Source organism: Microbacterium schleiferi (assembly GCF_038150145.1).
GTDB lineage: Bacteria > Actinomycetota > Actinomycetes > Actinomycetales > Microbacteriaceae > Microbacterium > Microbacterium schleiferi_B.
Window position 1 is genome coordinate 37,338 of sequence record NZ_JBBWSA010000004.1, and the last position, 12,416, is coordinate 49,753.

The 12,416-nt window shown below is 69.0% G+C and carries 13 protein-coding genes; 4 read left to right on the forward strand and 9 right to left on the reverse strand.

Annotated features, from left to right (window positions below; translation table 11 throughout):
• Positions 1–4 precede the first annotated feature (4 nt).
• Positions 5–1,291 carry an isochorismate synthase gene (locus AADH62_RS05300; RefSeq protein ID WP_341578601.1) on the forward strand — a complete coding sequence of 429 codons (1,287 nt, stop codon included), beginning with the start codon at positions 5–7 and terminating at the stop codon, positions 1,289–1,291.
• Between the two features lie 16 nt (positions 1,292–1,307).
• On the opposite strand, the gene mgtE is transcribed toward AADH62_RS05300, so the two are convergent.
• From mgtE to AADH62_RS05320, 4 genes are read right to left on the reverse strand one after another with little or no spacing between them, the layout of a single operon-like run.
• Positions 1,308–2,657, reverse strand: coding sequence for a magnesium transporter (gene mgtE, locus AADH62_RS05305; RefSeq protein ID WP_341578602.1), 1,350 nt, complete (start codon positions 2,655–2,657; stop codon positions 1,308–1,310).
• A gap of 42 nt (positions 2,658–2,699) precedes the next feature.
• The gene (locus AADH62_RS05310) at positions 2,700–3,563 is read right to left on the reverse strand and encodes a PPK2 family polyphosphate kinase (protein ID WP_341578603.1); all 864 of its coding nucleotides are present in this window, start codon (positions 3,561–3,563) and stop codon (positions 2,700–2,702) included.
• Positions 3,564–3,590: 27 nt separating this feature from the next.
• Positions 3,591–5,453, reverse strand: a complete 1,863-nt coding sequence (gene menD / locus AADH62_RS05315) for a 2-succinyl-5-enolpyruvyl-6-hydroxy-3-cyclohexene-1-carboxylic-acid synthase (protein ID WP_341578604.1) — start codon at positions 5,451–5,453, stop codon at positions 3,591–3,593.
• Positions 5,413–5,832, reverse strand: coding sequence for a PLD nuclease N-terminal domain-containing protein (locus AADH62_RS05320; protein ID WP_341578605.1), 420 nt, complete (start codon positions 5,830–5,832; stop codon positions 5,413–5,415). Before AADH62_RS05320 ends, menD begins: the two co-directional genes overlap by 41 nt.
• 93 nt (positions 5,833–5,925) lie before the next feature.
• On the opposite strand from AADH62_RS05320, the gene AADH62_RS05325 reads away from it, so the two are divergent.
• Positions 5,926–6,267, forward strand: coding sequence for a DUF4229 domain-containing protein (locus tag AADH62_RS05325; protein WP_341578606.1), 342 nt, complete (start codon positions 5,926–5,928; stop codon positions 6,265–6,267).
• Here the strand turns inward: AADH62_RS05325 and AADH62_RS05330 are convergent.
• The 3 genes from AADH62_RS05330 to AADH62_RS05340 all read right to left on the reverse strand — a co-directional run bounded on the left by AADH62_RS05330 (position 6,214) and on the right by AADH62_RS05340 (position 9,257).
• Positions 6,214–7,194: a 1,4-dihydroxy-2-naphthoate polyprenyltransferase gene (locus AADH62_RS05330; RefSeq protein ID WP_425355646.1), complete on the reverse strand. Its 981-nt coding sequence runs from the start codon at positions 7,192–7,194 to the stop codon at positions 6,214–6,216. The genes AADH62_RS05325 and AADH62_RS05330 overlap by 54 nt on opposite strands.
• Before the next feature lie 11 nt (positions 7,195–7,205).
• Positions 7,206–8,231: an AMP-binding protein gene (locus AADH62_RS05335; protein WP_425355652.1), complete on the reverse strand. Its 1,026-nt coding sequence runs from the start codon at positions 8,229–8,231 to the stop codon at positions 7,206–7,208.
• 123 nt (positions 8,232–8,354) lie between these two features.
• Positions 8,355–9,257 carry a 1,4-dihydroxy-2-naphthoyl-CoA synthase gene (locus AADH62_RS05340; RefSeq protein ID WP_341578608.1) on the reverse strand — a complete coding sequence of 301 codons (903 nt, stop codon included), beginning with the start codon at positions 9,255–9,257 and terminating at the stop codon, positions 8,355–8,357.
• Between the two features lie 125 nt (positions 9,258–9,382).
• On the opposite strand from AADH62_RS05340, the gene AADH62_RS05345 reads away from it, so the two are divergent.
• Positions 9,383–9,784, forward strand: a complete 402-nt coding sequence (locus tag AADH62_RS05345; protein WP_341578609.1) for a glucose-6-phosphate dehydrogenase — start codon at positions 9,383–9,385, stop codon at positions 9,782–9,784.
• A 12-nt stretch (positions 9,785–9,796) separates the two neighbouring features.
• Here AADH62_RS05345 and AADH62_RS05350 read toward each other — a convergent pair whose 3' ends face one another.
• Positions 9,797–10,600 (reverse strand): LLM class F420-dependent oxidoreductase, encoded by an 804-nt coding sequence (locus tag AADH62_RS05350; RefSeq protein ID WP_341578610.1) that lies wholly within the window; start codon positions 10,598–10,600, stop codon positions 9,797–9,799.
• A gap of 81 nt (positions 10,601–10,681) precedes the next feature.
• Between AADH62_RS05350 and AADH62_RS05355 the strand changes: the two genes are divergently transcribed.
• Positions 10,682–11,695 (forward strand): o-succinylbenzoate synthase, encoded by a 1,014-nt coding sequence (locus AADH62_RS05355; protein WP_341578611.1) that lies wholly within the window; start codon positions 10,682–10,684, stop codon positions 11,693–11,695.
• Positions 11,696–11,723: 28 nt separating this feature from the next.
• Here AADH62_RS05355 and AADH62_RS05360 read toward each other — a convergent pair whose 3' ends face one another.
• Complete coding sequence (locus AADH62_RS05360) at positions 11,724–12,398, reverse strand: helix-turn-helix domain-containing protein (protein ID WP_341578612.1); 675 nt, start codon at positions 12,396–12,398, stop codon at positions 11,724–11,726.
• Positions 12,399–12,416 lie beyond the last annotated feature (18 nt).

Here is a 12,416-nt window from a genome sequence, read left to right on the forward strand (position 1 = left end):
TGAGGTGACCCGCAATCCCCCTCTCCCACCGCTGGTGGTCGAGACGAGGGAGATCGAGCCGGTCGCCGATCTGCTGTCACTGACCGACCCGCACAATCCGCTGGCGTGGCTGCGTCGGGGCGAAGGCATCGTCGGCTCCGGCGCGGCGGTCGTCACGATCGGCGCGCCGGGTTCGCCGCCGCTGTCTCGCCCGATCGCCGAGATCTGGCGCGAGCTGGTCGGCCACGCCCGCATCAGCGATCCCCTGCAGTTGCCCGGCACCGGTCTGGTCGGTTTCGGCGCGCTGGGATTCGACCCCGAGTCGGCCGAACCCCCGTTTCTTGTCGTTCCGCAGGCGATCACCGGCGTGCACGGCGGTCGGGCGTGGGTGACGACGATCCGTCAGGAGAGCGACCCCGAGCCCGAGCGCGAGCAGCCGGCATCCGTGCCCTACGGCCCCCACTGGTCAGCGACCCTCGGCCCCGGTCTTCTCGAGCCTGACGGCTACCAGCGGGCGGTGCGCTCGGGGATTGAGGCGATCACGGCGGGCGAGGTCGAGAAGGTCGTCTTGGCTCGCGACCTCGTCGGCACGATCCCGGCCGACGCTGATCTGCGCCGGCTCGTCCGCGCACTGGCCACGAGCTATCCCGACACCTGGACCTTCGCGGTCGACGGCCTCATCGGCGCGAGCCCCGAGACTCTCATCACCGTCGACCGGGGCGCCGTGACGGCGCGCGTGCTCGCTGGCACCACGGCACGCGGCGCGGATGCCGACGAGGACGTCGCTGCCGCGCAGGCGCTCGAAGCGAGCCGAAAAGACCTCGACGAGCACCGGTTCGCGGTCACGAGCGTTGTCGATGCACTCACCCCCCTCACCCGCGATCTCGTCGCTCCCGAACAGCCGCACCTACTCGAGCTTCCCAATCTGTGGCACCTCGCCACCGATATCTCGGGGCGACTGTCGAACGGCACGTCAGCGCTCGACCTCGTCAAGGTGCTGCATCCGACCGCTGCCGTCGCCGGCACGCCGACGGATGCCGCCGTCGACGTCATCCGTCGCCTCGAACCGTTCGACCGCGGGCGCTACGCCGGCCCGGTGGGGTGGATCGATGCCCGCGGCGACGGCGAGTGGGCGATCGCCCTGCGGTGCGCACAGATCGGCGGCGAGACGCAGCACGACGCCGCTGCCTCCAGCGACACGATCCCGGTTGTGGCTCACGCCGGCGCGGGCATCGTGGCAGCGAGCGACCCCGAGACGGAACTCCTCGAAACCCGCGTGAAGTTCCGACCCATCGTCGACGCCCTCGCCTGATTCGTCCGCGCTGCGGTCAGCCCAGCTGCAGGATCCAGGTGGCGACGAGGAAGTAGATGATGAGGCTCGTCGCGTCGCAGAACGTCGAGATGAACGGCGTGCTGAACACCGCCGGGTCGGCGCGCACCGCCATCGCGAGGATCGGCATGAGCCCGCCTACTGTCGCTGCCAGCGTGCAGATGAACAGCAGCGTGAGCCCGATCACCGCGCCCAGCGCCGGGTCGAACACGAGACTTGCAAGCGCGAAGCCGAGGATGCCGAGAAGACCCCCGAGGAATGCTCCGACGCGCACCTCGCGCCACATCACGGTGAGCGCATCGCGTTTTCGCACCTCACCCATCGCGAGAGCGCGGGTGACCGTCGTGGCAGCCTGCGACCCGGTGTTCCCGGCAGTGCCCGTCAGTAGCGGAATGAACAGGGCGAGGGTGACGATCTGCTCGAGCGTCGCCTCGAAGATTCCGAGCACCTGCACCGTGAGCAGCGCCGAGACCGCGAGCACCAGGAGCCACACCACGCGCGCACGGACGATTCGCAGCACCGGGGTCGTGAGGTAGGGGCGTCCCAGCGGCTCGGACGCTCCTTGGCGCGCGGCATCCGTGTCTTCGGCCTCCTCGAGGATGCGGGCTGCGTCATCGACGGTCAGGATGCCGAGCAGTCGGTCTTCGCTGTCAACGATCGGCATCGCGAGAAGGCCGGAGTCGACGAGGGAACGCGCGGCGGCTTCCGCAGCATCGGTGGCGCGGGCTGTCCTCGCCTCGCCCATCAACTCTTCGACGAGCAGGTCAGATCGTCCCATGACGAGTTCCCGCAAGCCCACGACGCCGAGGACCCGGCGGTGGGGCGAGGTGACGGGGAGCATGTACACGGTCTCGGCATCCGTGCCGCGATGACGCACGTGGCTCAGCGCATCGCCGACCGTGAGCTGCGGCGACAGGCGCACGTACTCGGTGCTCATGAATCGCCCGACGCTGTTCTTCGGATAGCCGAGCATCGGTGCGGTGAGCTCGCGCTCGGCGGGTGAGAGGCCCCGCATGAGCTGGCGAGCGACACCGGCGGGCAACTCATCGATCAGCTGCGCGCGGTCATCGGGGTCGAGCTCCTCGAAGACCTTCGCGACATCGTCTTCCCGAAGACCGCCGATGAGTTCAGCGCGCATGCCGGAGTCGAGAAGTTCGAACGTCTCCAGCGCCTGGTCGCGCCGCAGCAGCCGATACAGCACGGCACGGTCCCGAGCGTCCTCGCGCTCCAGGAGCTGCGCGACTCCGGCTGGGTCGTGCTCGGCCAGCAGCGCGCGCAGCTCGTCAAGCTTGCGGTCCCGCAGCAGCGGCGTCACCGTCTCAAGGAATCCCTCGAACTCGTCATCCATGGGTCGCATCCTCGCAGACGGTCGGGGCGCGTCGGTGAACGCTCAGGTGGCGGCGAGGCGCTCACGTTCGAGTGCGACGTCGTAGCCGGCGCTCGGCCACTGCGGATCGATGTTCTCGAGCGCCTCCAGCAGCAGGTGCTGAATGGCAAGCCGGGCGTACCACTTGCGATTCGCCGGCACCACGTACCACGGCGCGTGCTCGGTAGAGGTGCGCTCGAAGACCGTCTGATAGGCGGCCATGTAGTGCGGCCAGCGGGTGCGTTCTTCCACATCGCTGGGCGTGAATTTCCAGTGCTTCTCGGGTCGGTCCAAGCGCTCCATCAGCCGCGCTTTCTGCTCGGCGTACGAGATGTGCAGCATGACCTTGATGATCCGCGTTCCGGATGCCGCGACCTGCCGCTCGAACTCGTTGATCGCCCCGTACCGACGCTCGATCTCGTCGGGATCTGCGAGCTCCCGGACTCGCCCGATGAGGACGTCCTCGTAGTGCGAGCGGTCGAACACGCCGATCCTGCCAGCGGGCGGGAGCTTGCGCTGGATGCGCCACAGGAAGTCGTGAGCCCGTTCCTCCTCGGTCGGCGCGCCGAAGGATGCAAGCGACACGCCCTGCGGGTCGACTGAGCCGACGACGTGGCGGACAATCCCTCCCTTGCCCGAGGAATCCATCCCCTGCAGGACGAGCAGCACCGACGCATCCGTGGCACCGACCCGGCTCTGGGCGAACAGTTTCTCTTGCAGGAGGTCGAGTTCCGCGACCCCCGCCGCAAGGTCCGCTGCTGCCTGCTGCTTGTTGCTTCCGTAGCCGGGGGTCGAGTCGGGGTCCACGCCCGAGAGGACGAAGCCCTCACTCACTCGCAGGAGTTCGGCAACGTCACCGGTCCAGTAGGTCTGACTTCTCGCGGTCACCCGACCATCATGGACCCGGAGCAGGCCTCAGCGCGGGAGCGGCACTTCGATCAGTTGTGGACCCGCGACCGGTGCTGTCAGCGCCTGATCCAGCGCGGCTCGGGTATCGATGCGCGCGTAGGTCCAGCCGTAGGCAGCGGCGAGCGCCTGGAGGTCGGCATCCTGGGGCGTGTAGAGCACGCGGTCGCGCTGAGCCTTCGAACCGAGGGCCGCCACTTCAAGGCCGTCGAAGATCGTGCCGCCGGCATCGTTGCCGACGATGACCTGGATGCGCGGCGCGGTCTCGCCGGGCGCAAGCAGCAGGGATCCGACGTCGTGCAGCAGCGCCAGGTCGCCGAGCACGACCCGGGTCACGCCCGCCGCTCCGTCGGCCTGACTCGCGATCGCGACGCCGATGCCGGTCGCCACGGTCCCGTCGATCCCCGCAAGGCCCCGGTTGGCGTGCACCGTCACCTTCTTGCCCGGCAGCACGGTATCGGCCACCCGGACGAGGCGCGAGGAGCCGAACACGAGTCGGTCGTGCGGCCACGTCGCCCGCCACACCGCATCGACGAGCGACACCCGGTCGAGGCGTTCTCGCAGCACCGCCAGTTCGGTCGAAATTGCCCCGAGACGGGTCTGCGGGTCGGACGAGGCGAGCGCTGCGCCGTCGGGCGCCGGCACTGACAGGTCGACGGATGCCGCACGCGATGCCCGCATCCAGGCTCCGAGCCAGGCACGGTCGGCCTCGAGCGCCGCTGTCGTCGACTCCGAGGCAGGTGCCACGGCAAGTTCCGCAACGGCGAGTGTCGCGCCGTTGAGGTTTACCGTTTCGCCGGGACCCCGCACCGCGATCACCTCGACATCGTCGCGTGAGAGCAGCGCGGTGGTCTCGCGCGCCAGGGTGGGATGCCCGAGCACGATGACCCGCTCGATCGACTCGCTCAATTCGGGCTGGCGCAGCAGGTCACGGTAGGCGTGGACGAGGTGACGTCCGAATCGCGCGCCGCTGACGATCTCTGCAATAAGGGGCCAGCCGCCGTCCCACGCGAGGGCCTCCGCACGAGCGCCAGCGCCCTCTCCGGCAACCACGAGCGTGCGAACACCGCGCACCAGGACATGCGCCGACTCGTCGACCGGTACCGCGTCCGCCGCGTCGCCGACGCCGCCTCCACCCTGATAGAGGGCTCCCGATTGGTCGTCGTCGATCGGCGCCTCCGGAAGCTCCGCGCCGATGCCCGCATCCGCTGTCCACCACGGCGGAAGGGAACCGGCAAGCGGCTCCCGAAACGGCAGGTTGAGGTGCACGGGCCCGGCCGGGCGCGCCTGATCACCGAGAGCAGCCGCGACAGCCTGGTCGGCGATATCGCGCAGCATCACGGATTGATCACCCGTGCCGGTGTCATCAATCTCGGCAGGGACCGGCACGTCAAGATCGAAACGCGTATTGGGCGCGAAGAAGCCCGGCTGCCGGGTCGTCTGGTTCGCTCCCACTCCTCGCAGCTCCGGGGGCCGGTCGGCGGTCAGCAGCAGCAGCGGAACAGCTGAGTGATGTGCCTCGAGGACCGCGGGCGCGAGGTTGGCGACAGCGGTGCCGGACGTACACACGACGACTGCCGGCATCCGGGTCTCGCGTCCGATACCGAGCGCCGTGAAGCCGGCGACCCGCTCATCGATCCGCACGTGCAGGCGCACCCGACCGCGCTCTTCGGCGTCGGCTGCGACGAGGGCGAGGGCCTGCGAGCGCGATCCTGGGCTGAGGACGATATCGCGGACACCGAGCGAGATCAGCTGGTCGAGCAGCGCCGCAGCAGAATCCGTCGCGGGCGAACGGGTGCCCCCGCCGGTCAGGTCGCTCACCGGAGACCCGTCACACGGCGCCGCGGGATCCGCGGGGCTCGTCGTCGTCATCTCGCGGAGTGGATGCCGCCTCGGGGTCGGTAGCACTGTCAGCAGCCGAGGGGCCGTCGAACGCCTCCTCGGCGTCCAGCATGGCCAGTTCTTCCTCGAGTCGACGGATGCGCTCATCCTGGTCGGAGATGGTGCCGATCCGCCCGAGGAACTCCGGGTCATCATCCGGCGCGCGCGTAGCGTGGACTGCCGACCGCCGCGCGCGACCGATCACCAACCACAGCAGCCCACCGATGACGGGAAGCACAAGGACAATGACTATCCACAGCGGCTTGCTCACGCCGCGGTGCCGAGTCGGCGGCTGCACAGCGCAATCGACGATGGTGTAGACCCAGAAAGCGGTCGCCACCAACGCCAGAATCAACAGCACGCGGGGCACATCCCCATCCTAGGTGGGTTCGACATGCTAGGGCTGGGCGGGCGCTGACCGGTCCCGCGCGGCGACACGGCGCCCGACGCCTACGATGGAGGGGTGAACGCGCGCTCTTTCTGGGTCTACACCGTGCTGCGCATCCTGTTCTTCCTGGTTCCGTTCGGCATCCTCATGCTTCTGCCGATCGGCCGCGAGTTCTACTGGCTGTCGGCAATCTTCGCGGCGCTCATCGGGCTGAGCCTCTCGGTGATCTTCCTGCGCCGCCCGCTCGACGAGGTGTCGGCATCGCTCGCCGAGCGCCGGGCGCGCCGCACCGACCCGACCGACGAGCAGATCGAGGATGCCGCCCTTGGCGACGCGCCGGATGCCGACGAGGCACCCGCGCCGTCAGCCGGCGAAAGCCCAGAACAGGAAAGCGCCGAAGGCGAGCGACGTCCCTGAGGTCAGCGCGAGAGCGATGACGAGCTCACGCGGCTGCCGGTAGGTCCACACGATGAGGATCGCCGGGAGCGCGAGGAGCAACGCCATGGCGGTCAACCACGCGATCGGGTAGAAGACCGCAAGGTACCCCGCGATGCCGAACGGGATCAGCACAAAAACTGTGAAGAGCACCTGCGTGGCGCGGCGTCCGATCAGCACGCTGAGTGTGCGCTTGCCGGCGACGCGATCCTGATCGATGTCGCGCAGGTTGTTCGCCAGGAGCACGGCGCAGGCGAGCAGCCCCGCCCCGACCGCGCCGAACCAGGCCTCCTGCGGCAGCGCGAATGCCTGCACCCAGGTCGTGCCGAGCGTTGCTACGAGGCCGAAGAAGACGAACACGAAGAGTTCGCCGAGGCCCGCGTAACCGTAGGGGCGTTTGCCGCCGGTATAGAACCACGCCGCGAGGATGCAGGCGGCGCCAACGGCGAGGAACCACCACTGCTCGGTGCGGATCGTGATCGCCAGGCCCGCGATTCCGGCAATTGCGAAGAAGCCGAGCGCGACGATTAGCACCGTCCGCGGCTTGGCTTTGCCCGCTCCGGTCAGGCGAGCAGGCCCCACCCGGTAGGCGTCGGTGCCGCGAACACCGTCGCTGTAGTCGTTCGCGTAGTTCACCCCGACCTGCAGGCTCACCGAGACCACGAGGCACGCCAGCGCGATGACCCAGTGCATCGGACGCTCGATCAGAAGCGCAGCCCCCGTGCCGATCAGGATCGGGGTGACAGCCAGCGGGAGGGTGCGCAGCCGCGCCGCGCCGATCCAGTCACGCAGGGTCGCAGGCTTGGGGGCGGCCACCGGCGAACGATGGTCGCGGCGCGCGTGGTTCGCGGAGCTGGGATGCGGCTTCGTACGAGACCGCGAACGCTTCTTCTTGGAGGGTGCTGCCACGGGGAGCAATCCTAGAGCGTCGTGATCTGCGCGGGGAGCCTGATGCGGTCAGGCTTGCCCGAGGGTAAGAGAGGCATCCGTTCGACTCTGACGATGTCGCGGGGCCGCGCGGGGGCACCGATCTCGCGCTCGACGCGTCGGCGGGCCTCGGCGAGCGCGTCATCCGCGGCAGCGAGGTCCCCCTCGACGACGACAACGGAAGCCTGCCCCCAGCGGGCATCCGCCACGGGAACCACCACCGCAGCCTTCAGTCCCGGGACCGTGCGAACGACGCGCTCGACGCGGTCGAGCGACACGTTGACGCCACCGCTGACGATGACGTTGTCGCGCCGCCCGGTCACCCGGAGCACGCCGTCGAACTCGCCGACGTCGCCCGTGCGGTACCGGCGGGTGCCGTCGGCATCCGTCACGAAAGCCTGCGCGGTGCGCTCGTCATCGTCGAGGTAGCCGGCAGCGAGGATCGGGCCCGAGATCTGCACCTCACCCTCCTCGACGCGGATGATGACGCCGGCCAGCGGAACGCCGTCGTATACGCATCCGCCGCTGGTCTCGCTCGAGCCGTAGGTGCGCACGATCCGAATGCCGAGAGCTGCCGCACGATCTGCCTCGGCTGCCGGCAACGCCTGCCCGCCGACGAGGATCGCCGCGAACCCCCGCAAACAGTCGGCCACCGCGGGGTCGCCCGCGGCGTCCAGGAGCCGAGTGAGTTGAGCCGGCACGAGAGACGTGTACCGGGGAGCCCGGATTCCCGCGGCAGCCTCGAGGAACTGCGCCGCGGTGAACGAGGGCGGGATGACGGCTGGCGTCGTGCCGGCCAGGATGCTGCGGACAAGCACCTGGAGCCCCGCGACGTACGTCGGCTCGAGCGCGAGCACCCAGGACCCCGACCCGATCCGTTCCGCGGTAGCCTCGGCGCTGGCGCGCAGCGCGCTGATCGGAAGCACCACCGACTTCGGGTAGCCAGACGACCCCGACGTCTCGACGATCACTGCCGGCTCGGGACCAGCGTCCGGTGTCTCGGCGAGCGCGTCGCGCAAAGTCGTGAGGAGCGCTTCCGTGTTCCGACCGCAGGATGAATTCAGTCGAATGAGCCGCCAGAGCCCCGGCTGCGGCGTGTCATCCTGCACTCGGTTCGTCACGACGGGCGTCCGGGAGCGGGTTCAGTAGTGCCAGGGATACGGCGACCAGTCGGGATCGCGCTTCTGCAGGAACGCATCCTTGCCCTCGACGGCCTCCTCCGTGCCGTAGGCGAGCCGCGTCGCCTCTCCTGCGAACACCTGCTGGCCGACGAGGCCGTCATCGACGGCGTTGAAGGCGAACTTCAGCATCCGGATCGCCGTCGGCGACTTCGTGAGGATCGTGCGGGCCATCGCGATGGCCTCACGCTCGAGGTCGGCGTGGTCGACGACGCGGTTGACCGCGCCCATCTCATACGCACGCTGCGCCGAATACTCCTCGGCGAGGAAGAAGACCTCGCGCGCGAACTTCTGGCCGATCTGCCGTGCGAAGTACGCCGAGCCGTAGCCCGCGTCGAAGGAGCCGACGTCGGCATCCGTCTGCTTGAACCTGCCGTGCTCGCGGCTGGCGATCGACAGGTCGCACACGACGTGCAGCGAGTGCCCGCCCCCGGCAGCCCAGCCCGGGATCACTGCGATGACGACCTTCGGCATGAACCGGATGAGCCGCTGCACCTCGAGGATGTGCAGGCGCCCCGCGCGAGCCGGGTCGGGTGCCGTCGCGTCGTCGGCGGCGTAGGTGTAGCCGTCCCGGCCCCGGATGCGCTGATCGCCGCCCGAGCAGAATGCCCAGCCGCCGTCCTTCGGGCTCGGGCCGTTGCCGGTGAGCAGCACAACGCCGATCCGCGAATCCTGCCGGGCGATATCGAGCGCGCGGTAGAGCTCGTCGACCGTATGCGGACGGAACGCGTTGCGCACCTCGGGCCGGTCAAACGCGATCCGGGCGATCCGACCATCGGGAGAGACATGGGAGGTGATGTCGGTATACCCCTCAGCACCGGGGGCGAGAACCCAGGCATCCGGGTCGAACAGCTCGGAAACGCTCACGCGACCAGCCTACGCGGGCGGTCACGGATGCCGTCAGCCGGCGTTTGCCCGCTGGTCACTCCCCGTCCCGTCTCCGCACGGAATCCCCGGGTAGCCTGGAAGGCCGACCGCGAGGAGAGATACGGATGCAGATCAGGACATCGTCCGACTGGCGGGATGCCCTCCCGTTCGAGACCCCGGTCCTGGCTTCCGAGGCGATGCCCGGTGAGGCGAGCCGGTGCGCGCGATGCCCCGCGGACGCGCCGCCGAAGGAGCGCACCGAGCTGTGGGCGGTCAAGCATCGCCACCCCAACAATCACGCCGGATTCGTGCGGCTGTACTGCCTTGACCACCGCCCCGCCGTTCCGCCCCCGGTGGTCTCGGCTCCGGCGGCGGCACGAGCAGGCAAGAGCACGACTCCGCGCGCACCTCGCTCGCCCCGAGCCACCCCCTCGGCGCCCGAGCGCGTCGCCGCCGTGTGCACGAACTGTTTCGTCGAGGTCCCCCCGAGCGGCATCTGCGGCGTCTGCGGCGAGCCGGTCAGCTGACGGATCCGCCGATCACGCCGCGTTCTTGGCGTCCCGCCACGCGACCCACTGCTTGACGGCGTCAAAATTCCAGTCGGGGCCATCGATTCCCAGCGTGAACAGCCGTACCCCGGCGTCATAGAGCGCCTCGACCTCGGCGACGCCACGCGCGCCGATCTCATTCGAGACCGTGAGGTTCGATAGGTCGCGCTGTTCCTTCTCTGCCCACTGCTCGAGAATCTCAAGCTTGCTCGTGACGGCATCCGGCTTCACGAAGCTGTGCCAGATGTCAGCGTGGCGGGCGACCAGGCGCAGGGTCTTCTGTTCGCCGGCGCCGCCGATCATGACCGGAATCTTGCGGGTCGGCCCCGGGTTGAGCACCTCCCACCGCGCCTCGACTCGACGCAGCCCCTCGGCGAGATCGTTGAGGCGCGAACCCGCGGTCCCGAACTCGTAGCCGTACTCGAGGTAGTCCCTCTCGAACCACCCCGAGCCGGTGCCAAAGATGAACCGGCCGGCAGCCCCACCCTTGGCGCTGATGTGGTCAACCGTCCGCGCCATGTCGGCCTGCAGATCGGCATTGCGGTAGCTGTTGCAGTTGACAAGCGCGCCGAACTCGATGCGCTCGGTCTGTTCAGCCCACGCGCCGAGCATCGTCCAGGACTCGAAGTGCGCGCCATCAGGGTCACCGCTGAGGGGGTAGAAGTGATCCCAGTTAAAGGCGATGTCGACGCCGAAGTCCTCGAGCCAGAGCACGGCGTCGCGGATTTGGGGGTAGGTGACGTGCTGGGGGCGCACCTGAACGCCGAGCCGGACCGGAGTGTCGAGAAGAACCATGCCTTCAGCCTACGGACGCGTCGGCGCTCGGGGCCCGCGCGGCGGGATGCCGTGGGGCCCTGTTGCGGGCACGATGAGAGCATGGTCGCCGCTTCGCACCTGCCATCGATTCCGCCGCTGGACGAACTGCTCGAGAGCGCACGCGTGGTCTCCCTCCCGCTGACGACACGGTTCCGCGGCATCGAGCACCGCGAGGCGATGCTGCTACGTGGTCCGGCCGGCTGGACCGAGTTCTCCCCGTTCGTGGAGTACGACGATGCCGAAGCCAGCACCTGGCTTGCCGCAGCCATCGATTTCGGCTGGCACAGCACCCCGGTGCCGCGACGTAGCGAGATCCGCGTGAACGCGACGGTTCCCGCCGTTGCACCGGATGCCATACCCGCGGTGCTCGCGCGTTTCGACGGATGCCGCACCGTGAAGGTCAAGGTTGCCGAGCCCGGCGGGACACTCGCCGAGGATGTCGCCCGCGTGAGGGCGGTGCGCGAGACGGTGGGGGCGCTTGGCCGCATCCGCGTCGACGCGAATGGAGCGTGGAATCTCGACGAGGCAGAACACGCCGTCCACGCGCTCGCCGAGTTCGACCTGGAGTATGTCGAGCAGCCCTGCGCGAGCATCGACGAGCTGCGGGAACTTCGACGCCGCATCCGGTACATGGGAGTGCCCATCGCCGCCGACGAGAGTGTGCGCAAGGCAGATGACCCGCTCGCGGTAGCGCGGGCGGGCGCAGCTGACCTGGTGGTGATCAAGGCGCAACCGCTAGGCGGGGTGCACCGCGCACTCGCGATCGTCGCCGAGGCGGGGCTCCCGGTCGTCGTCTCGAGCGCTCTTGACACCTCGGTGGGGCTGGCGATGGGAGCGGCGCTGGCTGCTGCGCTTCCCGAGCTCGACTACGACTGCGGCCTGGGCACCGCTTCCTTGCTCGCTGCCGACGTCACGAGGCAGCCACTACGCGCGGAACACGGGACCATTCCGGTCCGCCGGCCCGAGGTCGACGAGTCAGCGGTGACGGAGCACGCCGCGCCCGCCGACCGCCGACAGTGGTGGGCGGATCGGCTCACCCGATGCCACGCACTGCTGGCGGCATCCGGGGCCTGAACAGATAGCCTCTGTCCTCAGCGGCAGATCAGGATGCCGTGTCGACGAGCGCGAGTGCCAGCTGTTGCGTGCGCGACTCCGCTCGGCGGCGCATCCCGTCATCGTCGATCCGCTCGATCGCTGCGCTGATGAGCGCATCCTCCCAGACCGTCAGGACGAGGCGAGCGATGTCACGGGCTGGCAGACGAAGCCGCAGATCGTAGGACGTAGCGAGTGATTCGATCATCCCCTCGACGCGGTCGATGAGGCTCGAGGCCCACGCGAGATACGCCCGCGCAGTCTCGTCATCACGCATCGCACGCAATCGGATCTCGCTCATCAGCACAACGTCCAAGAGACCTTCTACGGTGCCATCGAGCACGCTCTGAACGAGCTCATTCGGGGTCAGCGCGGCATCCTGGGCGCGCAAGCCATCCACCCGCTGGGAGACCGCTTCGAACTTGCGATCGGTCACCGCACGCACCAGCTCAAAGAACAACTCCTCCTTCGTGGAGAAGTTGGAGTAGAACGCACCGCGCGTGAATCCGGCGCGTTCGCAGATCGCCTCGACCGAGGCTCCGTCCAGGCCGACTTCGGCGAACACTTCGTAGGCGGCGCGCATGAGGCGCGCTTTGGTGCGCTCACGGCCGCGCACGCCGTCGGGCGCGATCCCATCGATCGCCTGCAGAACATGCTGAGCGGCGGCGGTGCCGTCTGCGGACATCCCACTCTCCTCTCGCCG